The organism is bacterium, assembly GCA_021372535.1.
Taxonomy (GTDB): domain Bacteria; phylum Latescibacterota; class Latescibacteria; order Latescibacterales; family Latescibacteraceae; genus JAFGMP01.
The window spans coordinates 23548-45689 of sequence record JAJFUH010000109.1 but is presented as its reverse complement, the minus strand read 5'-3'; the positions used below and the strand labels follow the sequence as shown (position 1 = coordinate 45689).

The window sequence follows — 22142 nt, the reverse complement described above, 5'->3', positions numbered from 1 at the left end:
TTTCCGCACGACAGATGTGACGGGGATACTGAATCTGCCCGAGGGAGTCGAGATGGTGATTCCGGGAGACAGTATCGAAATCTATGGTGAGCTGATTACCCCGATTGCTATGAACGAAGGGCTTCGATTCGCTATCCGCGAAGGCGGAAGGACGATCGGCGCCGGTGTGGTCACACAAATTATTGAATAACAGGAGATCGTTCTGTGGCTGGTCAGAAAATCAGAATAAAATTAAAAGCTTACGATCATGCATCACTCGATCATTCGAGCGATGAGATTGTGAGAACGGCTAAACGCACCGGAGCGAGGATTTCGGGACCGGTACCTCTTCCGACAAAGAGGACGATATATACGGTTCTTCGAAGCCCTTTTATTGATAAGAAATCGAGAGAGCAGTTTGAGCGCAGGATACATAAACGTCTTATCGACATTTATGATTCCAATCCACAGACAGTGGATTCACTCATGAAACTCGACCTTCCGGCCGGAGTTGACATAGAAATACAGGTTTGATACTTTTGAGCCGTCAGCTTCAGGTTTCAGAAAGCTGATATGGATGCTGACCGCTGAGGACTGGCCGCTATTACGGAGTAAAATATGATTGGACTTATCGGAAGAAAAATCGGAATGACCCAGATTTACAAGGAGAACGGCGAAATATGTCCGGCTACTGTTCTTGAGGTCGGTCCCTGTCCTGTTGTCCAGGTGAAAACCGCTGAAGGAAAAGACAGGTACAATGCCGTGAAGCTCGGATTCTGGGAATCCAGGAAAGTGTCTAAGCCCATTAAAGGAATTGTTTCGAAGCTCGGACTGCCCGGTGTCAAGGTATTGAGCGAGTTTCGGGTAAACAATATTGCTGATTACCTTGCCGGGTCTGTTCTCAAAGCTGATGTTTTCGCGGTCGGTGATACGGTGATAGTCAGCGGTACAATGAAGGGTCGCGGTTTTGCGGGTGTCACCAAACGTCACAGATTCAAGGGCGGCGATGATACTCACGGATGCCGTGCCAAGAGAATCCCGGGCTCAATGGGAGGTTCATCGGATCCTTCAAGAATTTTCAAGGGTAAGAAGCTTCCCGGGCACTATGGCGCTGTAAAGAATACGGTTAAGGGGCTGGAAGTTCTTGTCGTCGATCCCGAAAACAACGTGATTTTTGTCAAGGGTGCAGTACCCGGGCCGAGAAAAGGTATTATTTTTGTGACTAAGCAGGTTTAATAATTTACGATCAGCATGGTATAATCGATAGAATAATGGACCAGTAAATCGTGAATTACAATCCTTGTTATGATGTAAGGGTAAAATATAATGAAAACGGTTACGGTTTACAGAAAAGACGGTAGTGAAGCGGGAACCATGGAGCTGCCCGAGGAGATTTTCGGGATAGAGCCGAATGCGACTGTGCTCTACCAGGTTATAAAAGCGTACCTCGCCAACAAACGGCAGGGGAATGCTTCGACCAAAACACGGAGCGAGGTTGATGTAACGAAATCCAAGCCTTTTCGTCAGAAGGGAACCGGCCGTGCACGTGCGGGAAGTGCAAATTCTCCGTTATGGGTTGGTGGAGGTATTGCATTCGGACCAAAACCCCATTCGTACTCCCAGAAGGTTAACAAAAAAATGCGACGGCTTGCCCTCAAGAGTGCATACAGCATGAAGGCGCAGGAAGACAGGATTAAAATTGTCGAGGATTTCACGCTGGAAAGCCCGAAAACTAAAGAATTCGTCGGTATGCTTAAAGCGCTCGGTATCGCAGGTGAAAAAACCATATTCCTCATGGTCGGAAAAGATGATACTCTCCATAAATCTTCACAGAACATACCGCGCCTGAACCTGGAAATCGCAGAAAACGCAAATACCTACGATCTCATGAATTCGGATTTCCTTCTCTTTACGAAATCAGCGGTTGAGAAGGTAAAGGAGGTTTTCCAGGGATGAAAAGCATGAAAAATATCATACGGAAGCCCATTATTACCGAGAAAGCCACGAGGCTTAAGGATAAGTCGAATAAATACGTATTCGAGGTTGTGCGGGACTGCAATAAAATCGAGATAAAAAAAGCTGTCGAAGAACTCTTCGGGGTGACTGTCGAAAGCGTAAAAACATACATAACACACGGTAAAATAAGGTCCCGCGGCAGGTTCTTCGGGAAAAGACCCGACTGGAAACGGGCTGTTGTCGAGCTTAAGCAAGGCGATTCCATCGAGTTTTTTGAAGGGGTCTGATAACGTTCACAGGGTGATTTACGGGAGATGATTATTTCCGTCAATAACAGGAAATAAAATCGTAAATCCAAGATAGCGCATCACATAAGGATTTTATTATGGGTGTTAAGACATACAAACCGGTAACACCGTCGCGGCGGTACATGACGACGTCCGATTTTAAGGAGATAACGTCTACTGTTCCTGAAAAATCTCTCCTTGCTCCGCTCAAGAGTTCCGGCGGAAGAAACTCGTATGGCCGGATAACCGTTCGCAGGCGCGGTGGGGGGCATAAGCGGTTTTATCGTATTATCGATTTTAAACGTGAAAAGTATGGCATCATAGCAAAAGTCGATTCCGTACAGTATGACCCGAACCGTTCGGCGCGTATAGCGCTTCTGCTTTATGCCGACGGTGAGAAACGGTATATACTGGCTCCCGATGGTCTGAATCCGGGTGATACCCTGATGAGCGGGCCGAATGCCGAAATCCGTACGGGTAATTCACTTCCCCTGGCGAAAATACCCCTCGGGTCCATGGTGCATGCCATTGAGCTGAAGCCGGGGAAGGGCGCCCAGTTTGCCCGCAGCGCAGGTGTGTCGTGCCAGGTTATGGCCCGTGACGCAGGTAAGGTGACGCTGAAACTCCCGTCATCCGAAATGCGCATGTTCAATGAGGACTGCATGGCAACCATCGGGCAGGTCGGGAATCTCGAACATTCGAATGAGAGCTGGGGAAAAGCGGGCAAATCGCGTTGGGTCGGAAAACGTCCCAAAGTTCGTGGTGTGGCGATGAACCCCCATGACCATCCGCATGGCGGAGGAGAAGGTAAAACCTCAGGAGGCCGTCATCCGGTGACTCCATGGGGTGTGCCGACCAAGGGGTACAAGACCCGTAAACTGAAAAAAGCGTCCGATAAGGTCATTGTAAAACGCAGGAAGTAACCGTACGGTAATTCATTGATACCGGTTTAAGGCCGAACAGCATTATATGATCAGCCATTAACCAAAACAATAAACCATAAACCAGGACAGAGGTATATAAAGTGGCGCGGTCGGTAAAGAAAGGACCATTTGTAGACGATCATATCATGAAGAAGATCAATGATCTCAACAAACGGAATGAAAAGAAAGTCATAAAGACATGGTCCAGGCGTTCGACAATAACACCCGAGTTTATTGGTCACACGATAGCGGTGCATAACGGGAACAAGTTCGTACCTGTTTATATCACTGAGAACATGGTTGGGCACAAACTCGGGGAATTTGCCCCAACCCGAACATACCGTGGTCACGGCGGCAAGCTCGTAGAACGCGCCATATCGCTTAAATAAAGCGGACGGCGATCGGTTTACGGCTGCAGGTTACGTGATGCGGAATTGCGGATGTACCGGATAACCGTAAGAAGCTGATTGCTGAACGCTCAGAGCTCATAAAGGATGTGGAACATGGAAGCTGTTGCAAAAGCTCAATTTGTAAGAGGTTCTGCCCGCAAGATGAGGCAGGTCATGGATCTTGTGCGGGGCAGGAATGTTGAGGAAGCCATCAATGTTCTCCGTTTTACGCGGAAAAAGAGTGCTTTCACCCTCGAGAAGGTTGTGAGATCAGCTGTTGCAAATGCGGTAAATATATATGGCGATAAACTGCATGATCCAAATACTCTCACGATTACCGAGGCATTGTGCAATGATGGTCCCATGATGAAAAGGATTCAGGCACGGGCGATGGGGAGAGCATACAGGATACGGAAAAGAACCTGCCATGTGAAAATCGTGGTAACTTCTGAAGAATAAAGGGGGTTAAGAATTTGGGACAAAAAACTCATCCCTTGGGATTAAGGCTCGGGATATCCAGAACATGGAATTCACGGTGGTTCAGTCATCGGGATTTTGAAGAAAATCTCCAGGAAGACATAATGCTGAGGAAGTATGTGACGAAACGTCTGGCTCGTGCCGGTGTTTCCAAGATAGAGATCGAACGGCGTACTTCGAATCAGGTTACTGTGAATATATTTACTGCTCGTCCCGGTATTGTTATCGGACGTAAAGGGTTGGAGGTCGATAAACTGAGGGATGAGCTGAAGCTCCTGACAAAAAAGGATGTATTCATAAACATCGTTGAGGTCAAACACCCCGAAATGGAAGCGAAACTCGTGGCTGAAGGTATTGCCCGTCAGCTCGAACAGCGGGTCAGTTTCCGGCGCGCAATGAAGAAAGCGGTAACCTCCGCGATGCGTCTTGGCGCCGAAGGAATCCGCGTTGCCTGCTCCGGTCGTCTCGGCGGAGCCGAAATGGCGCGAAAAGAAGGATATCTTGTCGGACGTGTGCCGCTTCATACGCTCAGGGCAGACATCGACTATGCGACCGCCATATCCTACACGACGTACGGAACGATTGGCATCAAGGTGTGGATATCCAAAGGCGAAGTTCTGGATACGCACGGAATATCAAAGTAATGCTGAATTCCGGCCGGATATCCGGACGCCGATAAAGGTTTATTGTTACAGCATATAATGTTCTACCAATTTTAACATAGAGGATACAGATCATGTTAATGCCAAAACGAGTCAAACACCGTAAGGAACAGCGGGGTCGCATGAGAGGTCTTGCATACCGTGGCCGCACGATTTCCTTTGGTGAGTATGGACTTGCGGCGATGGAGCCCGGATGGATAACCGACCGTCAGATCGAAGCGGCCCGTGTTGCCATAACGAGGCATGTAAAAAGAAGCGGAAAAGTCTGGATCAGGATTTTTCCATCGAAGCCGGTGACGGTCAAACCTGCGGAAACCCGTATGGGCAAAGGGAAAGGCGCGCCGGATCACTGGGTGGCACCTGTCAAGCCCGGATTAGTTCTGTTCGAGATGGAAGGTGTCGATGAAAGTATCGCACGGGAAGCCATGCGACTGGCGGGGCACAAACTCGCGATAAAGACCAAGTTTGTAATCCGGAAGGAATATGGAGAAGGATAAATGAAGCCGCATGATATTCGAGATAAAACCTTGGCAGAAGTGAAAAACGACCTTCTGGCCGCTCAGGAAAACCTGAGGACCCTGAGATTTCAGCTGGTAACATCCCAGCTTGAAAAATCATCAATGATCAGGGCAACAAAGCATGATATTGCCAGATTGAAAACCATTATCAGGGAACATGAGCTCGGTATTCATACCCTTGTGGAGTCGAAGGTTGCGGCCGGCGGGGAGGAAAAATAATGGAAGCTGAAAGAGGAAAACGTAAAATCAGGTCGGGAAGGGTAACGAGTGATGTCCGCGAGAAGACCATTACGGTTACTGTTGAGCGCACATACCGTCACCCTGTGTACGGCCGTGTTGTAAAAACCAAGAAAAAATTTATGGCCCATGATGAAAAGAATGAGGCGAAATCGGGAGATCTTGTCGAGGTAATGGAGACTAGGCCCCTATCGAAAACAAAACACTGGCGGCTCACGAAAATAATCGAACGGGCCAAGTAAACGGTTTATGAAGTACGGGGACGGTTTTTGATTTTATGGGAATCGTCAAACGTACGATGCTTGTGGAGTGGTCGAATGATCAGGGAATATTCAATACTTAATGTGGCGGACAACACCGGTGCCCGGCGCGTCATGTGTTTCCGGGTACTTGGAGGCACACGCCGTAAATATGCCAGTATTGGTGATATCATTGTCTGTTCCGTTAAAGATGCAGCGCCGAACGGGCAGTTGAAAAAAGGTGAAGTTGCCAGAGCGGTGATAGTCCGCACCAAGAAAGCCATAAGGCGTAAAGACGGTTCTTACATAAAGTTCGATGACAATGCTGCTGTGATCATTGATGCGCAGAAGGAACCGAAAGGAACCCGTATCTTCGGACCGGTGGCGCGTGAACTTCGTGAAAAACAGTATATGAAAATTATCTCGCTTGCGAGCGAGGTATTGTGAGAAGTGGTGATACTATGAAAAAAATACAAAAGGGTGATCGAGTAATTGTGTTGACCGGCGAGGACCGTGGAAAAGAGGGTCTTGTGCTCAAGGTCGATACGGCGAAAGAACGGGCAATCGTAGAGGGAATCAATTTTGTAAAACGTCACCAGAAACCTTCCCGGGTCAATCCCCAGGGAGGGATTATCGAGAAAGAAGCGCCGGTGCACATGACCAATCTCATGGTTATCTGCAGCAAGTGCAACGAAGGCGTTAAGACAAAAACGATTATACTCTCGGATGGTCGTAAGTCGAGAGCATGTAGGAAATGCGGTGAGATGATCACCGGATCAGCGAAGTAGAAGAGGTGGACTGTATGGCGCCGAGAATGAAACAGATGTATACAGATGAAATTGCCCCCGCTCTTCTGAAGGAGTTTCAATACAAGAGCCCGATGCAGATTCCGCGGCTGACCAAGATTATTGTGAATATTGGTGTCGGAGAAGCTGTACAGGATATAAAGAATCTTGACGGGGCTGTTGAGGATATGACCGTGGTTACAGGACAGAAGCCGGTCATAAGGCGGGCGAAGAAATCGATATCGAACTTCAAATTGAGGGCAGGGATGCCGGTGGGCTGCAAGGTGACGTTGCGCAGAGACCGGATGTTCGAGTTTCTGGACAGGCTTTTATCCTTTGCGATTCCGAGAATCAGAGATTTCCGTGGAGTTCCGGGACGTTCGTTTGACGGACGCGGGAATTATACGCTCGGTATAAAGGAGCAGATTATATTCCCTGAGATCGATTTCGATAAGATTGACAAAACACGTGGAATGGATATAACCTTCGTTACGACGGCGAAGAATGACGAGGAAGCCAAGGCACTGTTGAGGCACTTCGGAATGCCGTTCAGGGATTAATACATCACTTCGGGAGGGCATGCTTCTGTGGCAAAGAAATCAATGATCGTGAAGCAGAAGAGAAAACCGAAATTTCGGGTGCGAGCATACACCCGGTGCTTTCGATGCGGAAGGGCCAGAGGATACATGCGGGAATTCGGAATTTGCAGAATCTGTTTCCGTGAGTTGTCCCTTCGGGGAGATATTCCCGGAATAACAAAAGCAAGCTGGTAATATAATTTCGTCCTTCGTAGTGGATGTTTTGTTTGGATAGCTACGGAGAAAGTACCATAAACAAAACCACTATATAGAATGTACATAAGTGAACGAGGAGCGTTTCAATGGGTATGACAGACCCTGTCGCTGATATGCTTACACGGATTCGAAATGGTTCCCACGCACGGAAAAAGTGGATAGATCTGCCTGCTTCCAAGTTGAAGAAGGACCTTGCACGAATTCTTGCTGAAGAGCATTTCATCGATCGGTATACATACACCGAAGATAACAAGCAGGGAATACTGAGAATATACCTCAGATACGGAAAGAACGAGAAGCCCACGATACGAGGAATTACACGGGTTTCGAAACCGGGGTTGAGGAGATATTCCCGTGCCAGTGAACTCCCGAGGGTATTAAACGGTCTCGGGGTTGCAATTGTATCCACATCGAGTGGTGTGATGACTGATCGTGATGCCCGTAAAAAAGGTGTCGGCGGCGAAGTTATCTGCTTTATCTGGTGAATTACATGACGACGTACGAAATGCGACTGGCGAACCGGCACCGGTAATCGTCAATCGTCAAGAGTAAATCAAAGGAAGAATACTGTGTCACGAATTGGCAAACAACCGATAAAGGTCCCTGACGGAGTTACGGTGAATATCACCGGCCAGATGTTTACGGCAAAAAGCTCGAAGGGAGAACTGAAGGTGCCGTTTTCCGAGGCTGTTGAAGTAAAAGTTTCGGAGGATCGTAAAACTGTTACGGTTGCACCTGTTTCGAAAACGGACAAGAACAGCGCACTGTGGGGGTTGACAAGAGCTCTCATCTCCAATGCGGTAAAAGGTCTCCATAAGCAATGGACAAAGGAACTTGAGATTCGTGGTGTTGGATACCGTGCGCTGCTTAAAGGAAAGAACCTGGATATTCAGGTCGGGCATTCACACCCGGTCGTAATGACACCCCCTCATGGAATTTCGTTTGAGGTGGCTCAGGAGTCTCTTGAGGGGCAGACAATCCATGTGATAAAAGTTACGGGGATTGATAAGCAGCTTGTCGGTGATGTCTCCGCCGAGATTCATGCCTTGAAGCCGCCCGAGCCGTATAAGGGCAAGGGAATACGGTACCGTGGCGAGTATGTGCGCAGAAAAGCGGGGAAGGCTGCCGGTTAATGTGGTTTACAGCTCTGTCAGCCTGCGGGCTGATTCAATCGTGCAGGCTCGCCGGTTCTATGCTGCTGTGAACATTCAATGATAAAAAAACGGAGTTTCATAAAGCGATGAAGCATCCAAAGAAAGTGAAAATGGACCCCCGTGAAAAACGGGCACACCGAATCAGACGTAAAATACAGGGGACACCTGAAAGGCCGCGATTGGCTATTTTCAGGAGTCTGACCAATATTTACGTTCAACTGATCGACGATACAAAAGGTGTTTCGCTCCTTGGCGTTTCAACAAAGAGCCCCGAGATGAAGGGACAGACGGTTACGGGCGGGAAAACTGGTTATGCCAAAGCTGTCGGTAAACTTGTTGCCGAAAAAGCGAAAGAAAAAGGGATCATCAACATTGTTTTTGACAGATCGGGATACCTCTATCACGGACGCATAAAGGCAGTTGCTGACGGCGCACGTGAGGGGGGACTGAATTTTTAGTGTATACACGGAGGATAAACGCCAGAAAGCGTTTTTGCTGGTAAAACGTCATTCAACATGTGTTTATCCTGAATCCTTATAAAGAAGGAGAGTACTCGTCTTGGCAAGGATGCAAACAGAAGAGACCGAATTACTGGAAAACGTAATTCATATTAACCGCGTCGCAAAAGTTGTCAAGGGTGGCCGTCGCTTTTCGTTCAGCGCACTTGTTTCGGTCGGTGATGGCAAGGGAAAGGTCGGAGTCGGTCTTGGTAAGGCGTCTGAAGTATCTGAAGCCATACGCAAGGGAACAGAAAACGCCAAGAAGAACATGGTTTCCGTACCCGTTGAAAACGGGACGATACCTCATATCATCGAAGCCAAGTATTCAGCGGCCCGGGTTCTGCTCAAACCTGCGGCTCCGGGAACGGGACTCATCGCCGGCGGTACTGTGCGGGCTGTCCTTGAACCGGCGGGAATTATCAATATTCTGGCAAAATCGCTCGGTTCGCCGAATCCTCATAATGTCGTGAAGGCTACCATGAAGGGTTTGCTTGAGCTCACCGATGTATATTCGGTTTCAAAGATCCGTGATTTGCCGGTTAATAAGATTCGTTAACATCTGTCAGTCTGTACTTTCCGATTTTATTTATCCGGCTGGCTGACTGCTGAAAGGGAACGTAATGGGTAAACTTCAGATAAAGCAGGTTCGTTCGCATATCGGGAGGAAATACGATCAGCGGGAGACGCTTGTCGCCCTGGGTATTACCAGAATGGGACTTGTTGTCACGCATAACGACACACCGCAGATCAGGGGCATGATCAACAAGATCGGTCACCTTCTCGATGTTACGGAAGTGGAATAATATATTAACATATAATGGATAAAACGAGCGAGGGCTGTTGTGAAACTTAATGAATTAAAGGTTCCGAAGAAAGCCACCTCAAGACCGACGAAACGGCGCGGGATGGGAAGAGGTACCGGTCAGGGTGGTACAGCCGGCAGGGGCCATAAAGGGCAGAAAGCCCTCTCCGGCGGGAAAGTCCGGCCCGGGTTTGAAGGCGGCCAGATGCCGCTTATCCGCAGAGTACCAAAAAAAGGTTTTTTCAACCTGTTCAGGAAAACTTACGAAATTGTGAATTTATCCGATATCGTGAGAAAAAACCTTGAAGGCGAGATTACCCCGGAAATATTACGATCGGCGGGTCTTGTCAAGAAGGCCGGTGCAAAAGTTAAGATTCTAGGTGTAGGCGAACTCGGGAAGGCATTGACAATCAAGGCTCATGCGTTTAGCCGGTCTGCAAAAGAGAAGATCGTGAACGCAGGCGGAACCGTAGAGGAAATGTGACGTGGTAGGATCATTGAACAGTTTGTACAAGATCCCCGATCTCAGGAAACGCCTGACATTTGTTCTTCTCATGTGTATTGTGTTCCGGATCGGGGGAGTCATTACCATTCCTGGCATTAATGCCCAGGCGCTCATGGCTTACATGAGCAATATGAGCAATACCCTCATGGGATTATATGATATGTTCGTGGGCGGCGCATTCAGCAAGATGACCATTTTCGCCCTCGGTATCATGCCCTACATTTCAGCGTCTATTATTATCCAGCTTCTCGGCTCGGTTGTACCGTTTTTTCAGCGACTGTCCAAGGAAGGCGAAGAAGGACGCAAGAAAATCAACCAGTACACCCGGTACGGAACCGTGGTTCTGGCTGCTGCCCAGGGATTTGGTATTGCCAAGTGGCTTGAGAGCGTACAGATAGGCGGCGGAATGATGGTTGTACCCAATCCGGGAGTCAATTTCATACTCCTTGCGATGATAACCATTGTAGCGGGAACCGTATTCCTCATGTGGGTTGGAGAACAGATGACCGAGCACGGTATCGGAAACGGTATCTCGCTTATCATCTTTTTCGGTATTGTCGACCGTCTCCCGAATGCATTCAGTCTTCAGATCAGGGAGTTGATGGCCGGGACCATGAATATTTTCACCTTCATCATACTCCTGGTATTCATGGTCATTGTTGTTGCGGCCGTTGTGGTGCTGACACAGGCCCAGCGCAGAATCAGGGTGCAGTATCCCAAGAAGGTCATCGGACGCAAGATATATGGCGGCCAGTCGACCTATATTCCCATGCGTGTCAATACGGCGGGAGTTATACCCATCATTTTTGCACAGGCGATCATGTTTGTTCCGAGCACGGTTGCCACGCTGGTACCGCTGGAATTTTTCAGATGGTTACAGTCCTATTTCCAGATGACTCATCCGGTGTACTGGATTTTCTACGGACTGCTGATCATCTTTTTCACGTATTTCTATACGGCGATTGTGTTCAACCCTGTTGACCTTGCCGACAATCTCAAGAAGTATGGCGCGGTGATTCCGCAGAAACCCCCCGGAAAGAAAACGGCGGAGCATATCGATAAAATCCTTACGAGGATTACACTCCCCGGATCGATTTTCCTTGCGCTTATTGCGATAATGCCGTACTTCCTGATCAGATTCGGTAAGGTGAATTATCAGTTTGCATCGTTCTTCGGAGGCACCGGTCTTCTGATTGTTGTCGGTGTTGCGCTCGATACTCTGCAGCAGATCGAGGCGAAGATGGTGGAGCGTCATTACGAGGGTCTGCTGAAAGGTGCAAAAGTACGGGGCCGTCGTTAAAACGGCGACAAGAACCCGGATTCGATCGAACGTTGAGGAAAATTTTATAATGTGGTGGTTACCGGTATGAAGAAAAGGCCGGTAACAGGTCATGGAGAAAGGATTAACCGGTGAGACTGGTACTTCTTGGCGGCCCCGGAGCCGGAAAAGGCACTCAGGCGGCGAAATTGAAGGAACATTATACAATACCGCATGTTTCGACCGGCGAGATTCTTCGCGAGGCGAGGTCTTCCGGCACGGAACTCGGAAAAAAGGCCGCAGAGTTCATGGATGCGGGGAAGCTTCTTCCGGATGATATCATCCTGGGTATCATTGATGAACGGCTCGATATGCCGTCCATGAAAAACGGATTCCTTTTCGATGGTTTTCCGAGGACGATTGCTCAGGCCGAGGGTCTTGACCGGCTGCTCAAGGCTCGTAACACAGGTCTGGATGCCGTTGTCTCGGTTGATGTGCCCGATAAGATAGTCGTCGATCGCCTGCTCAAACGCGCCGAAATCGAAGGCAGGCCCGATGATAACCGTGAAACAATCCAGAAGCGGCTGGGAGTCTATTATACGCAGACAGAACCGCTCAAGGATTACTACAAGAAACTTGGAATTCTCAAATCGGTTGACGGTGTCGGGACGGTTGAAGAGATTTTTGACAGGATAAAGGCAGTTCTCGGGTGATGATCCATATACGTTCAGAAGAAGACATAGCTCATATGCGGTCTGTATGCCGTCTTGCCGCGGAAACGATGGAAGAAGCCGGTAAAGAGATAAAACCGGGTGTGACAACCCGTGAGATTGAAGAAAAAACGAGGGGATTCATAGAACAACACGGTGCAAAAGCGGCCTTTCTGGGATACAACGGATTTCCGGGAGCGATCTGTGTCTCTGTCAATGAAGAGGTTGTACACGGAATTCCAGGTGACCGTGTTCTCAGGGAAGGCGACCTTGTTAAACTCGATATCGGTACCTATCTGAACGGTTTTTACGGTGATATGGCTCGTTCGTATCCTGTCGGGAAGATATCTGCCGAGGCCGAGGCGCTTGTAAAAACGACCCGGGAAGCTTTTTTTAAAGGTGTCGGCAAGGCAGTCGCCGGAAACCGTGTCGGGGATATCGGCCATGCGATTCAGGCATATGCGGAACTGCATGGATATTCTGTCGTACGGGACCTTGTCGGGCATGGCATCGGCCGTCATCTTCATGAAGACCCGCAGGTGCCCAATTTCGGTCATCAGGGTTCCGGGCAGATGCTCAAGCCGGGCATGATACTTGCTATAGAGCCCATGGTCAACATGGGCGACTGGGCTGTCGAGGTTCTGGACAATGACTGGACTTTTATAACAGCAGACAGGAAACTGTCGGCGCATTATGAGAATACATGCGTTATCCGTGACGGATATGCTGAAATACTGACACTCATGGATGAGGAGCGATAATGGCGAAAGACGACACAATAACTGCGGAAGGTGTAGTTGTTGAGTCTCTGCCTAATGCAATGTTCAAGGTCAAGCTTGAGAACGGGCATGTTATTCTGTCTCATATTTCCGGAAAGATGAGGATGCATTTTATCAAGATACTGCCGGGAGACAAGGTAACAGTAGAGCTTTCTGTGTATGACCTTTCGAGGGGACGGATTACGTATCGGCACAAGTGATGTGGTGTTAACGGTGATTCACCATACCAAAGTATAGCATAGAGGATGTGAGAGTATGAAAGTAAAAGCATCTGTGAAAAAGCGGTGCAATCAGTGCAAGCTCATTAAACGCAAGGGAGTATTGCGCGTTATCTGCACCAACCCCCGGCATAAGCAGAGACAGGGGTAGACCATATACGCATGAGGTGTGAGGCACAAGGGTGAATGGCTTCGGCCATGTATCATTCTTCAGGCTTCAACCTTCATAATCATATGTTTGGAGGTATTGCACGTGGCAAGAATTGCAGGAGTGGACCTGCCAAGGGAAAAAAGGACGGAAATAGCGCTTACCCGGATATTCGGGATAGGTCATGCGCTGGCGAGAGAAATATGCTCGAAGGCCAATATTCCTGATGATTCGCGGGTAATGAATCTCACCGAGGAACAGATCAATCAGCTCCGCCATGTTATCGAGGGTGATTACACGGTTGAAGGCGAGCTTCGGACTGAGATCACGATGAACATCAAGAGGCTCATGGATATCGGTTCCTACCGCGGTTTGAGACATCGCCGCGGGCTGCCTGTTCATGGTCAGCGGACCAAGACAAATGCGCGTACGAGAAAAGGCCCGAAGCGGACTGTGGCGGGTAAGAAAAAGTAGCATATCAGGTGATGAATACTGAAGCATGAACCATGAGGGATGATAAACGGTGACGAATCATGTTTTCAGCCGTTCATATTCATGATTCACTATTCATAAAACATAATTCAAACAGGAGGTTCCGGTTTGGCAACTCCCAAAAAACGGACCAAGAAAAAGGAAAAAAAGGTAGAGTCGCGGGGAATGGCGCATATTCAAGCGACTTTTAACAACACGATCGTTACCATAACCGACATGAACGGGAATACTATCTCGTGGTCTTCCGCAGGGAAAGTCGGATTTAAAGGTTCACGGAAATCGACACCGTTTGCGGCCCAGACTGCGGCTGAGAATTCGGCCAAGGAAGCGATAGCGCTCGGTCTCAGGAAAGTCGAAGTCGAGGTCAAAGGTCCGGGTGTCGGCCGTGAAGCCGCCGTTCGTTCCCTCCAGGCCGCCGGTCTTGAAATTACAGCGATAAAAGATGTTACCCCTATTCCACATAACGGCTGCAGACCTCCCAAGAGGCGCAGAGTTTAATACACCAAGAAAAATCTTGGAGGCACTATTAATGGCACGATACAGAGGCCCGATTGTAAAAAAATCCAGAAGGCTTGGAATACCACTTTCCGATAAATCGGCGCGCATCATGGAAAAACGGCCCAATCCCCCCGGTCAGCATGGCGGGAAAGGTGCTCGAAAGTTGTCTGATTATGGCAGGCATCTCCTTGAAAAACAACGTTTCCGTTTTATCTACGGTCTTCAGGAAAAGCAGTTCAGAAACTATGTCCGTAAGGCGATGGCCAAATCAGGTGTGGCCGGCGAAAACCTGCTTCAGATGCTCGAAACCCGTCTTGACAATCTTGTATACAGAGCCGGTTTCGCTCATACAATCCGTGAAGCACGGCAGCTTGTTACGCATAAACATATTATGGTTGAAAGTAAGGTTGTGAATGTGCCCTCGTTTCAGATCAAGCCGGGGATGAAGGTTAAAGTGACCGAGAGTATGCAGAACAATCAACAGCTCCGCGATGCTGTCGGTAAAACTTCGAATACCCCTGGTACGTTTCTTGAAGTTTCAAGACCGGACTTGAGCTTCACGTTAACGATTGTTCCGTCACGGGATATGATTCCGGTAGAGCTTAATGAGAATATGGTAATTGAGTTCTACTCGAAATAGGGGTAAGCCATACATTACCCTTGCAAGATAGCATTGTCATAACCTTTTTGAAAGGTGTGATACCTCATGAAATGGAAAAGTCTCCACATGCCCAAGAGCATTGAAGTCGATGATGCGACACTGACCGACTCGTATGGAAAATTTGAAATACAGCCCCTCGAGCGTGGTTTCGGTATAACCCTCGGAAATGCCTTGCGCCGTGTTCTGCTATCATCTATTCAGGGAGCAGCACTAGATTCAGTACGATTTAAAAGCGTGCATCATGAATTCTCCACGCTTCAGGGGGTGGTTGAGGATATTCCCGAAATTATTCTTAATCTCAAGGAAATTGATATAAAACTTCATGCTGACGACCCGGTTCAATTTTCGGTGAATATCAAAGGTCCTCATAAACTGATTGCGGGAGATCTTGCAGTGGATTCGCGATTTGAAATCATGAATCCGGACCACTACATTGCCCAGATCGATAAAGATGGTCAATTTGTATGTGATTTCGTGATCAATGACGGCAGAGGGTATGTTCCCGCCGATGAAAAGACACGAGGCGAACAATCGGTAGATACAATTCTCATAGATTCGATATACAGCCCGATCCGTAAAGTTAATTACATAGTCGGAAACGCCCGTATCGGTCACAAAACCGATTACGATAAACTCACCATTGAAATCTTTACAAACAAGACCATCATGCCGGCGGATGCGCTGGCGTATGCAGCAAAAATCATTACGGACCATCTCAAGCTCTTTATCAATTTCGAGGAGGAGTTCGAAGAGGTTTCGGACGAGTCCATCGATGAGGAGAAGGTCAGAATCGCACAGCTTCTCGATATGCCGGTGGAAGAAATGGAATTGTCCGTACGATCGTCAAATTGCCTGAAGGCAGCAGGAATAAAACGTATCCGCGACCTGGTTACCCGAACTGAAGCCGATATGCTCAAATACCGTAATTTTGGCCGTAAATCGCTCAGTGAACTCAACGAGGTTCTCACCGATATGGGTTTGTCTTTCGGGCTTGATGTTTCAGGATACGATGCAGAGCTGGTTAAGTATCAGAAAAGCAGAAAGGCAGGGTAATAATAGATGAGGCATCTTAAAACCGGCCGGAAACTTTCAAGGAGAAAGTCACATCGCACGGCGATGCTTACGAATCTCGCGGCCTCACTCATCAAAAGCGGCAGAGTAAAAACGACCGATGCAAAAGCCAAAGAGATCAGACCTTTCGTTGAACGCATGGTTACCTTTGCAAAGCGGGGCGATTTACATGCCCGGAGAATTGTGCTCTCACGTCTCAAGGATGTTCTGGCGGTCAAGAGGCTCTTTGATGAACTCGGGCCACGGTTTGCGGATCGTCTTGGTGGCTATACCCGTATTCTCAAGCTCGGATTCAGAAACGGCGACAGCGCGCCTGTGTCTCTCATTGAGTTTGTCGGTGAGGAAGCGGAGATAAAAGCCGCGAAAAAAACGAAGACAGCAAAAGCCAAAACCCGTAAAAAAGCCACAAAAGAAACCGGAAAAACGGTTGAAACGGGTGAAACCGAATCTCAGGAAGTAGAGACTGAAGCTGTAGAAGCTTCCGCCGAAGCCGAAGATACGGAAACTGAAGATTCTGAGGAAGTCGCCGAAGGTGAAGAACAAGCGGCTGATGAAACGGCTGAATCGTCCGCGGAGGATGAGAAAAAACAATCCGCCGGAGAGGAAAACTCAGAGAAATCAGAGTAAGTGTACATGGCACTTATATATGAATACAGCATGGAAGGGTGTGGGACAGTTAAAACCGCACCCTTTTCTTGTTCTGAGTTTTCCCGTTATTTCTGCGTGGGAATACTGTTGTTCCTCTTTTTCTCCCGTACGCCAGCGGTTGATGCCGGGTCTGAGGTGCGCGGTCTGTGGGTTGTCCGTGACAGCATCGTGAGCCTTGAGCGTGTTAAAAAAGTTGTGGCGCTTGCCGACTCGCTTCATGTCTCGGTTCTTTTTGTCCAGGTCAGGGGAAGGGGCGATGCTTACTATAAAAGCGCATTTGTGCCGCCGCCTGAGGGTTACCCGAACATCCCCGATTCGTTCGATCCGCTCGCAACCATAATCGAGCTCGCACATAAGCGTGGTATCGAGGTTCATGCCTGGTTCAACATATATCTGGCATGGTCCCAGACCGATTCCCCCGTCGATCCAAAACATCCGGTAAACATGCATCCCGACTGGTTCATGGTATCGAAAACGGGAAAAAACCTGGGAAGATGTCCCGGCGATTCCATCATCAGCCCTACACTTGAAGGACGTTATTTATCGCCCGGAGTAGAGGCTGTGAGGTTATACATCGTCCGGGTGATCAGCGAGGTTGTCACGAATTATGCCGTTGACGGCGTTCACCTGGATTATGTCCGTTACCCGGGGCGCGATTTTGATTTTCACAGTTCGGTCCGGAGCCAGTTCAAGCGGCGGTATGGTATCGATCCGCTCGATATTGTGAACAATGGCAAGGGAATCGATCCGGATTTGAAATTCCTCGAGACGTGGGTTACACACCGGACACGTCAGATCGACAGCACCGTGCGAGCCATTTCGGATCGTATCAGGCTGGTCGACCGGCATATCAGGCTTTCCGCCGCGGTGAAACCTCATCCCGATGAGGCGATGTACGAGTTTGGCCAGAACTGGGTCGGATGGCTCGATGAAGGCATAGTTGACTTTGTCGTCACCATGGGTTACTTTCCTGAAAACGGTGTTTTTACCGCGAACATTGACAGAGCCCTCAAAAAGGTCGATAAAAAGAAGATCATCGGCGGGATAGGTATTTACAGAATGGACCCCGAAAAGGCGATGCAGCAGATAACAAGCGTCCGCGAGGCAGGACTCCTCGGATATTGCCTGTTTTCCTATTCTACATTTACGGAGAATTCGCAGTACCGGGCAACATTTTTCCGCGAGCTTTCCTCCGAAAACGTGCAACCGCCCGGGGAATTCAAACCGTATGTGAGGTCGAAAAAATGAGCGATGCGTTTTACGGGGATTTTGAAAATCTCATTGGCCCTGAAAACTTCGATATGACTGCCGATCCGCCGGTTCTCAGACCGGCTGACGAGGAACAGCTCTGCGGTACGGTTGTTCTGGCGGGCAGGAAAAGCGTGAAAATTCATATTGTCGGAGGAGGTACCCTGCCCGCTCCATCCCGAATGGACAACTGCGTCACCGTCTCGCTCAGGGCGCTTTCGGCTGTCCGTGAAGTGAGCCCCCACGATTTTGTCATCGTGGCACAGGCCGGGGCTGTCGCCGACTATGCCGTGAAAGAGGCCCACGCCGGTAACCTTCATCTTCCCCTCGATATCACATCGGGTTCTGCGGCTACAGTCGGCGGCGCGTTTGCTTCCGGATCGGTTGCGCCTTCATCAGCCGGTTACGGGTCTTTCCGGGATGCGGTCATCGGGGTACGGTGTGTTACGGCCGAAGGGAAGGTTGTCAGATTCGGCGGACGAACTCCTAAGAATGTCACCGGATATGATATCACGTGGTTTCTATGGGGTACGATGGGACTCTTCGCGATTGTAACGGAATTGACCGTCAAGGTTCTCCCGCTGCCCGAATCACGAACCTGTGCGGTTGCGAGGTTCGCTCGGGGCGCCCGTCTCTCCGATGATATTTTTGCACAACTTGGCAGGGTAAACCATGTGACGAGCCTCGAATTGATCGCTCCCGACGGACTCGGTGGAGAAACTGTTACCGGTATTGGTATCGAAGGCATGGAAACGCTCGTTACAAAGAGCGCCGGACAGTGCAGACGCCTCATGGAATCACCAGGCTCGACCGGGTATGACGAGGGCGATCCGGGCACGATTTTCAGGCCATATTACAGGGATGTGGCGAAACGGCTTACGGGACCCGGTTTTTACACCGTAACAGCGCCGCCATCCGCATCGGGAGCTTTCCTCGACCGTCTGTCCCGGAGCATGCCCAATGCGCCGGTAATAGCTCATCCGCTCTTAGGCAGATTCCATATCGTGTGCGCTGATGCAGAATCCGTTCAAATCCTTGAAAAGACATCGCTCGTTGTGGGCGGAAAACAACCCGTGGAATGGGGAGCCGTTGTAACCGGCGGGATTCAGGGGCTTTTCACCGGAAGCGAACTGGCGCTTGCACGATCGTTGAAACGCGAGCTCGATCCTCACGGTTTACTCAACCCGCACCTGGGGCTTTTATGAAACGCGGCGACACCGTACGAATCCGTATCGAACGCCTGTCAACCGAAGGCAAAGGTTTTGCCTGTATCGAAGGAAGGGCAGTCGTAATAAAAGGCGCTCTTCCGGGCGATGTGGCCGATGTGCGAATCATGGGGCTCAAACGTCATTCTGCGCGGGTTCACCTCGAAGGTATTGTCGAACAGGGTGTCGAACGTGTCGAAGCCGAATGCCCTCATTTCGGCAGGTGCGGCGGGTGCGCCTGGCAGGATGTCCCGTACGGCGACCAGTGCCGGTTGAAAGCCGGGCTGGTTACAGACACGCTGAACACAATTCCGGGGATCGACTACGCCGGGACTGTCGACTGTGTCCCATCACCGGATATATTTTTCTACCGCAACAAGATGGAATTTTCCTTCGACCGCTCTCCGGGCGAGGAACGGCATGCACAGCTCGGGCTTCATGAGACCGGCAGGTATGACAGGGTTTTCGACCTCGAACGGTGCCTCCTCCAGAGCGACCGTTCCAACCGCGCCGTCCAAACCGCCCGCGATTTCGCGATAAATCACAACCTGAGCGTATACGGTCTCAAATCCCATGAGGGACTTCTCCGTTTTCTCATGATCCGTGACGGGAAAAACACCGGCGATTTTATGGTCAATGTCGTGACATCGGGGGACGATTTCCCGCTTGCCGGAGCTTTTGCCGAGCACATGGCCCGCGAGATTCCCGAAACCACCGCCATTGTCAGAAGCATAAACCGCCGCACGGGCAGCGTGGCAGCAGGAGAGGAACGGGAGGTTCTGCGCGGGAAAGACATGATAGAAGAAACCATCGGCGGCTGTGCATTCAGGATTTCTCCGGATTCGTTCTTCCAGACCAATACCCGCCAGGCGTTCAACCTCTATAATACCATCCGCTCGTTCTGCCGTCCCGACGGCACCCAGCGGCTGCTCGATCTCTACTGCGGAACGGGCACTATCGGCATTTTCTGCTCGGATGGAGTCCGGACGGTAACCGGGGTCGAATCGGTCGGGGATGCGGTGAACGATGCGCGGATGAATGCGGAGCTCAACAGCGCTGTCAATTGTACGTTTATTGAGGGGCAGGTCGAGCGGTTCCTCGACGGATGCACAGGTGAGTTCGATGTGGTTGTCTGTGATCCGCCGCGCGCCGGTATTCACCCGAGGGCGATGAACAACCTCGTGCGTCTCCGTATACCGCGGATGGTGTATGTCTCGTGCAACGTCAAGGCGATGCCCGCCGATATCGAGCTGCTTGCGATGGCGGGATACCGGGTCAGTGAAGTCAGAGCGTTCGATATGTCGCCCCATACGCCCCATGTGGAAACCGTGGTGCTCCTCGAACTCTGATACCAGGGTGCTTATACAGTACTACAATACAGATGATTTTCACACCGCTCTTCTAGTATCCCCGTTTATCTGCTATCGCCAGCGCTTCCGCGTTGTACTGCTCGCTTCCCGCAAGATGAGAACCCATGAGATAGCAGGGCGGTTCCCCCCGTTCAGCGAGACTGTCGGTAATCGCTCCGATCACCATCCACATAAGAATACAGTTCATAATGCCGCCCGTATGGAGAAATGGCGGGCGACCGTCATCGAAAGACATGACTCCGGTGCTCTCGGAGCTCAGGTTGTCGAGGCCGTGAGCCGATTCCTTGAACAGGCGGTACCCTCCGGTTTCATCGCGGGGGCAGATGGTGATCACGGCATTCGTGACGGAGCGTAACGCCCTGATGAGATTGAGGTCTCCGGTTGCATTCGACCGCAGGGACCCGAACAGAACGACATCACCGGATTTCAGGAAGCCGCCCTGTATCTCCTGCCGTGAAATGGGATGCGCGAAAAGCGGGATTCCCGATGCATCCGGCAGCATGGTTTTCAGCGCATCGCGGCTGTCATAAATCCAGAGACGCCCTCCACCGGCAATATGTTCAGCCGCCATGGTTCCGGCCTGATGTATTGTTGCAGCCTGATTTGCAAGCTCGTTCATGCGGCCGAGAACCGTGCCGATGAAGCCGGCTGCATCGCGGGGAAGTGTGTTTCCCGTTAATCCAATGCCGCCCGATCGCCGGTAGGTTTCTCCTGCGAGCGCCATGACCAGCAGAAGACGCACCGGAATAGTGGCAGGAAGGATGGAAAAGGGATATTCTGGACGTTTCACGAGCCCGTCCCGGAACGGAAGATGAGAGCGGATCAACATGTCGGCGCTGTCTCCCATGTGTTTTATTACCGCGAAAGAACCGTACAGGGACTGCTTGTATTCATCGGTAAACGGCGGTGATGTTATACCGACAATGCGCGCGCCGTTTTTCCGGGCGATATCGGTGAATTCGCCGGTATCCGTCGCAAGGAGCATATCGCCGGATCGTATGGTTTCGGCCATGGGCAGAGAGCGGAGGTTGATGAAAATCCGCGGTAACCCGGGCATATCCTCGTTGAGATAACCGGGCTGTGCAGGAAATCCGGTATAGAGAAAACAGCGGTTTCTGGCGATCAGCGTATCCGCGGAAAGGTTCGCGGCGTCACGGATGGCTCCGGATTCGGTTCTTATGATAACGCTGAAAATCTTCATGAGAGCGTGAAGGTATGTTTCAGCCGACGAAGCGGGCGGTTTCCCGCATGACAGGCTGAGCTGATACAGCGGGAGAGCGGATGATGCCAGCATCTTTTTGAGGAATTCTCTTCTCGGGGATACGGTCACGTTATTATTTCTCCAGAGAATGATTTTCGTACCTCTGAAAGCAACAAATAATATATTTAATCATCGGGCGCGTGAAATATATATTTTTTTCTGAGCTCTCCTTATAGGGGATTCATCTCATTGCGCTTACATTTTACCTCGATTAAGCAGGGGCCTATACTCATAATCATGGATTAATCGGGATATTATTGCTCCGGTGATTATACAATGACATCATCGATAAAAACATGCGCTGAATATATACACGTTTTCTGTCCCCCCTTCGATAAGGAGGGATTACAGGGGGGATCTTCGTAACC

General features: G+C 49.9%; 36 protein-coding genes. 35 read left to right on the top strand and 1 reads right to left on the bottom strand.

Annotated features, from left to right (window positions below):
• The 35 genes from tuf to rlmD form a co-directional block, all read left to right on the top strand.
• On the top strand, positions 1-190 hold a 190-nt coding region (tuf, locus tag LLG96_10385; protein MCE5250612.1), incomplete at its 5' end, for an elongation factor Tu.
• Between the two features lie 14 nt (positions 191-204).
• The gene (gene rpsJ / locus LLG96_10380; GenBank protein MCE5250611.1) at positions 205-513 is read left to right on the top strand and encodes a 30S ribosomal protein S10; all 309 of its coding nucleotides are present in this window, start codon (positions 205-207) and stop codon (positions 511-513) included.
• A gap of 84 nt (positions 514-597) precedes the next feature.
• Positions 598-1215, top strand: a complete 618-nt coding sequence (rplC, locus tag LLG96_10375; GenBank protein MCE5250610.1) for a 50S ribosomal protein L3 — start codon at positions 598-600, stop codon at positions 1213-1215.
• Between the two features lie 90 nt (positions 1216-1305).
• On the top strand, positions 1306-1935 hold the full coding sequence (rplD, locus tag LLG96_10370) for a 50S ribosomal protein L4 (protein MCE5250609.1): 630 nt from the start codon (positions 1306-1308) through the stop codon (positions 1933-1935).
• Positions 1932-2222, top strand: coding sequence for a 50S ribosomal protein L23 (locus LLG96_10365; protein ID MCE5250608.1), 291 nt, complete (start codon positions 1932-1934; stop codon positions 2220-2222). The genes rplD and LLG96_10365 overlap by 4 nt, the downstream gene beginning before the upstream one ends.
• A gap of 98 nt (positions 2223-2320) precedes the next feature.
• A complete protein-coding gene (gene rplB / locus LLG96_10360) occupies positions 2321-3145 on the top strand; it encodes a 50S ribosomal protein L2 (protein ID MCE5250607.1) in 825 nt (274 codons plus the stop codon).
• Between the two features lie 101 nt (positions 3146-3246).
• On the top strand, positions 3247-3534 hold the full coding sequence (gene rpsS / locus LLG96_10355) for a 30S ribosomal protein S19 (GenBank protein ID MCE5250606.1): 288 nt from the start codon (positions 3247-3249) through the stop codon (positions 3532-3534).
• A 114-nt stretch (positions 3535-3648) separates the two neighbouring features.
• Positions 3649-3993, top strand: a complete 345-nt coding sequence (rplV, locus tag LLG96_10350) for a 50S ribosomal protein L22 (protein ID MCE5250605.1) — start codon at positions 3649-3651, stop codon at positions 3991-3993.
• Between the two features lie 14 nt (positions 3994-4007).
• Positions 4008-4655 (top strand): 30S ribosomal protein S3, encoded by a 648-nt coding sequence (gene rpsC, locus LLG96_10345; protein ID MCE5250604.1) that lies wholly within the window; start codon positions 4008-4010, stop codon positions 4653-4655.
• A 92-nt stretch (positions 4656-4747) separates the two neighbouring features.
• Positions 4748-5170, top strand: coding sequence for a 50S ribosomal protein L16 (gene rplP / locus LLG96_10340; GenBank protein ID MCE5250603.1), 423 nt, complete (start codon positions 4748-4750; stop codon positions 5168-5170).
• Positions 5171-5410, top strand: a complete 240-nt coding sequence (gene rpmC, locus LLG96_10335) for a 50S ribosomal protein L29 (protein ID MCE5250602.1) — start codon at positions 5171-5173, stop codon at positions 5408-5410.
• Positions 5410-5670, top strand: a complete 261-nt coding sequence (gene rpsQ / locus LLG96_10330; protein ID MCE5250601.1) for a 30S ribosomal protein S17 — start codon at positions 5410-5412, stop codon at positions 5668-5670. Before rpmC ends, rpsQ begins: the two co-directional genes overlap by 1 nt.
• 75 nt (positions 5671-5745) lie before the next feature.
• Positions 5746-6114: a 50S ribosomal protein L14 gene (rplN, locus tag LLG96_10325; protein MCE5250600.1), complete on the top strand. Its 369-nt coding sequence runs from the start codon at positions 5746-5748 to the stop codon at positions 6112-6114.
• Positions 6115-6128: 14 nt separating this feature from the next.
• Positions 6129-6455 (top strand): 50S ribosomal protein L24, encoded by a 327-nt coding sequence (rplX, locus tag LLG96_10320; GenBank protein ID MCE5250599.1) that lies wholly within the window; start codon positions 6129-6131, stop codon positions 6453-6455.
• 14 nt (positions 6456-6469) lie between these two features.
• Positions 6470-7012 (top strand): 50S ribosomal protein L5, encoded by a 543-nt coding sequence (gene rplE, locus LLG96_10315; protein ID MCE5250598.1) that lies wholly within the window; start codon positions 6470-6472, stop codon positions 7010-7012.
• A 27-nt stretch (positions 7013-7039) separates the two neighbouring features.
• The gene (locus tag LLG96_10310; GenBank protein ID MCE5250597.1) at positions 7040-7225 is read left to right on the top strand and encodes a type Z 30S ribosomal protein S14; all 186 of its coding nucleotides are present in this window, start codon (positions 7040-7042) and stop codon (positions 7223-7225) included.
• A 107-nt stretch (positions 7226-7332) separates the two neighbouring features.
• Positions 7333-7731 carry a 30S ribosomal protein S8 gene (rpsH, locus tag LLG96_10305; GenBank protein MCE5250596.1) on the top strand — a complete coding sequence of 133 codons (399 nt, stop codon included), beginning with the start codon at positions 7333-7335 and terminating at the stop codon, positions 7729-7731.
• A gap of 84 nt (positions 7732-7815) precedes the next feature.
• Positions 7816-8379, top strand: a complete 564-nt coding sequence (gene rplF / locus LLG96_10300; GenBank protein ID MCE5250595.1) for a 50S ribosomal protein L6 — start codon at positions 7816-7818, stop codon at positions 8377-8379.
• Positions 8380-8486: 107 nt separating this feature from the next.
• Positions 8487-8858 (top strand): 50S ribosomal protein L18, encoded by a 372-nt coding sequence (rplR, locus tag LLG96_10295; protein ID MCE5250594.1) that lies wholly within the window; start codon positions 8487-8489, stop codon positions 8856-8858.
• A gap of 109 nt (positions 8859-8967) precedes the next feature.
• Entirely contained in the window at positions 8968-9456 is a 489-nt protein-coding gene (gene rpsE, locus LLG96_10290) for a 30S ribosomal protein S5 (GenBank protein ID MCE5250593.1), read from the top strand.
• Positions 9457-9520: 64 nt separating this feature from the next.
• Entirely contained in the window at positions 9521-9703 is a 183-nt protein-coding gene (gene rpmD, locus LLG96_10285) for a 50S ribosomal protein L30 (protein ID MCE5250592.1), read from the top strand.
• Positions 9704-9742: 39 nt separating this feature from the next.
• Entirely contained in the window at positions 9743-10186 is a 444-nt protein-coding gene (rplO, locus tag LLG96_10280) for a 50S ribosomal protein L15 (protein MCE5250591.1), read from the top strand.
• A 1-nt stretch (position 10187) separates the two neighbouring features.
• On the top strand, positions 10188-11507 hold the full coding sequence (secY, locus tag LLG96_10275; protein MCE5250590.1) for a preprotein translocase subunit SecY: 1320 nt from the start codon (positions 10188-10190) through the stop codon (positions 11505-11507).
• Between the two features lie 110 nt (positions 11508-11617).
• Positions 11618-12178 (top strand): adenylate kinase, encoded by a 561-nt coding sequence (locus LLG96_10270; protein ID MCE5250589.1) that lies wholly within the window; start codon positions 11618-11620, stop codon positions 12176-12178.
• The gene (map, locus tag LLG96_10265; protein MCE5250588.1) at positions 12178-12936 is read left to right on the top strand and encodes a type I methionyl aminopeptidase; all 759 of its coding nucleotides are present in this window, start codon (positions 12178-12180) and stop codon (positions 12934-12936) included. The genes LLG96_10270 and map overlap by 1 nt, the downstream gene beginning before the upstream one ends.
• On the top strand, positions 12936-13154 hold the full coding sequence (gene infA / locus LLG96_10260; GenBank protein MCE5250587.1) for a translation initiation factor IF-1: 219 nt from the start codon (positions 12936-12938) through the stop codon (positions 13152-13154). Before map ends, infA begins: the two co-directional genes overlap by 1 nt.
• A 55-nt stretch (positions 13155-13209) precedes the next feature.
• Entirely contained in the window at positions 13210-13323 is a 114-nt protein-coding gene (gene rpmJ / locus LLG96_10255; GenBank protein ID MCE5250586.1) for a 50S ribosomal protein L36, read from the top strand.
• A 102-nt stretch (positions 13324-13425) separates the two neighbouring features.
• Entirely contained in the window at positions 13426-13794 is a 369-nt protein-coding gene (rpsM, locus tag LLG96_10250) for a 30S ribosomal protein S13 (GenBank protein ID MCE5250585.1), read from the top strand.
• A gap of 126 nt (positions 13795-13920) precedes the next feature.
• Entirely contained in the window at positions 13921-14310 is a 390-nt protein-coding gene (rpsK, locus tag LLG96_10245) for a 30S ribosomal protein S11 (protein ID MCE5250584.1), read from the top strand.
• 31 nt (positions 14311-14341) lie between these two features.
• Positions 14342-14950 carry a 30S ribosomal protein S4 gene (gene rpsD, locus LLG96_10240; GenBank protein MCE5250583.1) on the top strand — a complete coding sequence of 203 codons (609 nt, stop codon included), beginning with the start codon at positions 14342-14344 and terminating at the stop codon, positions 14948-14950.
• A gap of 66 nt (positions 14951-15016) precedes the next feature.
• On the top strand, positions 15017-16024 hold the full coding sequence (locus LLG96_10235) for a DNA-directed RNA polymerase subunit alpha (protein ID MCE5250582.1): 1008 nt from the start codon (positions 15017-15019) through the stop codon (positions 16022-16024).
• A gap of 6 nt (positions 16025-16030) precedes the next feature.
• Positions 16031-16669 carry a 50S ribosomal protein L17 gene (gene rplQ, locus LLG96_10230; protein MCE5250581.1) on the top strand — a complete coding sequence of 213 codons (639 nt, stop codon included), beginning with the start codon at positions 16031-16033 and terminating at the stop codon, positions 16667-16669.
• Between the two features lie 6 nt (positions 16670-16675).
• Entirely contained in the window at positions 16676-17938 is a 1263-nt protein-coding gene (locus tag LLG96_10225) for a family 10 glycosylhydrolase (GenBank protein ID MCE5250580.1), read from the top strand.
• Positions 17935-19143 (top strand): FAD-binding oxidoreductase, encoded by a 1209-nt coding sequence (locus LLG96_10220; protein MCE5250579.1) that lies wholly within the window; start codon positions 17935-17937, stop codon positions 19141-19143. Before LLG96_10225 ends, LLG96_10220 begins: the two co-directional genes overlap by 4 nt.
• Positions 19140-20492: a 23S rRNA (uracil(1939)-C(5))-methyltransferase RlmD gene (gene rlmD, locus LLG96_10215; protein MCE5250578.1), complete on the top strand. Its 1353-nt coding sequence runs from the start codon at positions 19140-19142 to the stop codon at positions 20490-20492. Before LLG96_10220 ends, rlmD begins: the two co-directional genes overlap by 4 nt.
• 52 nt (positions 20493-20544) lie before the next feature.
• Here the strand turns inward: rlmD and LLG96_10210 are convergent, their stop codons facing one another.
• A complete protein-coding gene (locus LLG96_10210) occupies positions 20545-21843 on the bottom strand; it encodes a hypothetical protein (GenBank protein MCE5250577.1) in 1299 nt (432 codons plus the stop codon).
• Positions 21844-22142: the final 299 nt, after the last annotated feature.

Coding starts and splice junctions, on each gene's coding strand:
- rplC (MCE5250610.1), top strand. CDS start 598: ATGATTGGACTTATCGGAAGAAAAATCGGAATGACCCAGATTTACAAG.
- rplD (MCE5250609.1), top strand. CDS start 1,306: ATGAAAACGGTTACGGTTTACAGAAAAGACGGTAGTGAAGCGGGAACC.
- LLG96_10365 (MCE5250608.1), top strand. CDS start 1,932: ATGAAAAGCATGAAAAATATCATACGGAAGCCCATTATTACCGAGAAA.
- rplB (MCE5250607.1), top strand. CDS start 2,321: ATGGGTGTTAAGACATACAAACCGGTAACACCGTCGCGGCGGTACATG.
- rplV (MCE5250605.1), top strand. CDS start 3,649: ATGGAAGCTGTTGCAAAAGCTCAATTTGTAAGAGGTTCTGCCCGCAAG.
- rplP (MCE5250603.1), top strand. CDS start 4,748: ATGTTAATGCCAAAACGAGTCAAACACCGTAAGGAACAGCGGGGTCGC.
- rpmC (MCE5250602.1), top strand. CDS start 5,171: ATGAAGCCGCATGATATTCGAGATAAAACCTTGGCAGAAGTGAAAAAC.
- rpsQ (MCE5250601.1), top strand. CDS start 5,410: ATGGAAGCTGAAAGAGGAAAACGTAAAATCAGGTCGGGAAGGGTAACG.
- rplN (MCE5250600.1), top strand. CDS start 5,746: ATGATCAGGGAATATTCAATACTTAATGTGGCGGACAACACCGGTGCC.
- rplX (MCE5250599.1), top strand. CDS start 6,129: ATGAAAAAAATACAAAAGGGTGATCGAGTAATTGTGTTGACCGGCGAG.
- rplE (MCE5250598.1), top strand. CDS start 6,470: ATGGCGCCGAGAATGAAACAGATGTATACAGATGAAATTGCCCCCGCT.
- rpsH (MCE5250596.1), top strand. CDS start 7,333: ATGGGTATGACAGACCCTGTCGCTGATATGCTTACACGGATTCGAAAT.
- rplR (MCE5250594.1), top strand. CDS start 8,487: ATGAAGCATCCAAAGAAAGTGAAAATGGACCCCCGTGAAAAACGGGCA.
- rpsE (MCE5250593.1), top strand. CDS start 8,968: ATGCAAACAGAAGAGACCGAATTACTGGAAAACGTAATTCATATTAAC.
- rpmD (MCE5250592.1), top strand. CDS start 9,521: ATGGGTAAACTTCAGATAAAGCAGGTTCGTTCGCATATCGGGAGGAAA.
- map (MCE5250588.1), top strand. CDS start 12,178: ATGATCCATATACGTTCAGAAGAAGACATAGCTCATATGCGGTCTGTA.
- infA (MCE5250587.1), top strand. CDS start 12,936: ATGGCGAAAGACGACACAATAACTGCGGAAGGTGTAGTTGTTGAGTCT.
- rpmJ (MCE5250586.1), top strand. CDS start 13,210: ATGAAAGTAAAAGCATCTGTGAAAAAGCGGTGCAATCAGTGCAAGCTC.
- rpsD (MCE5250583.1), top strand. CDS start 14,342: ATGGCACGATACAGAGGCCCGATTGTAAAAAAATCCAGAAGGCTTGGA.
- LLG96_10235 (MCE5250582.1), top strand. CDS start 15,017: ATGAAATGGAAAAGTCTCCACATGCCCAAGAGCATTGAAGTCGATGAT.
- rplQ (MCE5250581.1), top strand. CDS start 16,031: ATGAGGCATCTTAAAACCGGCCGGAAACTTTCAAGGAGAAAGTCACAT.
- LLG96_10225 (MCE5250580.1), top strand. CDS start 16,676: ATGGCACTTATATATGAATACAGCATGGAAGGGTGTGGGACAGTTAAA.
- LLG96_10220 (MCE5250579.1), top strand. CDS start 17,935: ATGAGCGATGCGTTTTACGGGGATTTTGAAAATCTCATTGGCCCTGAA.
- rlmD (MCE5250578.1), top strand. CDS start 19,140: ATGAAACGCGGCGACACCGTACGAATCCGTATCGAACGCCTGTCAACC.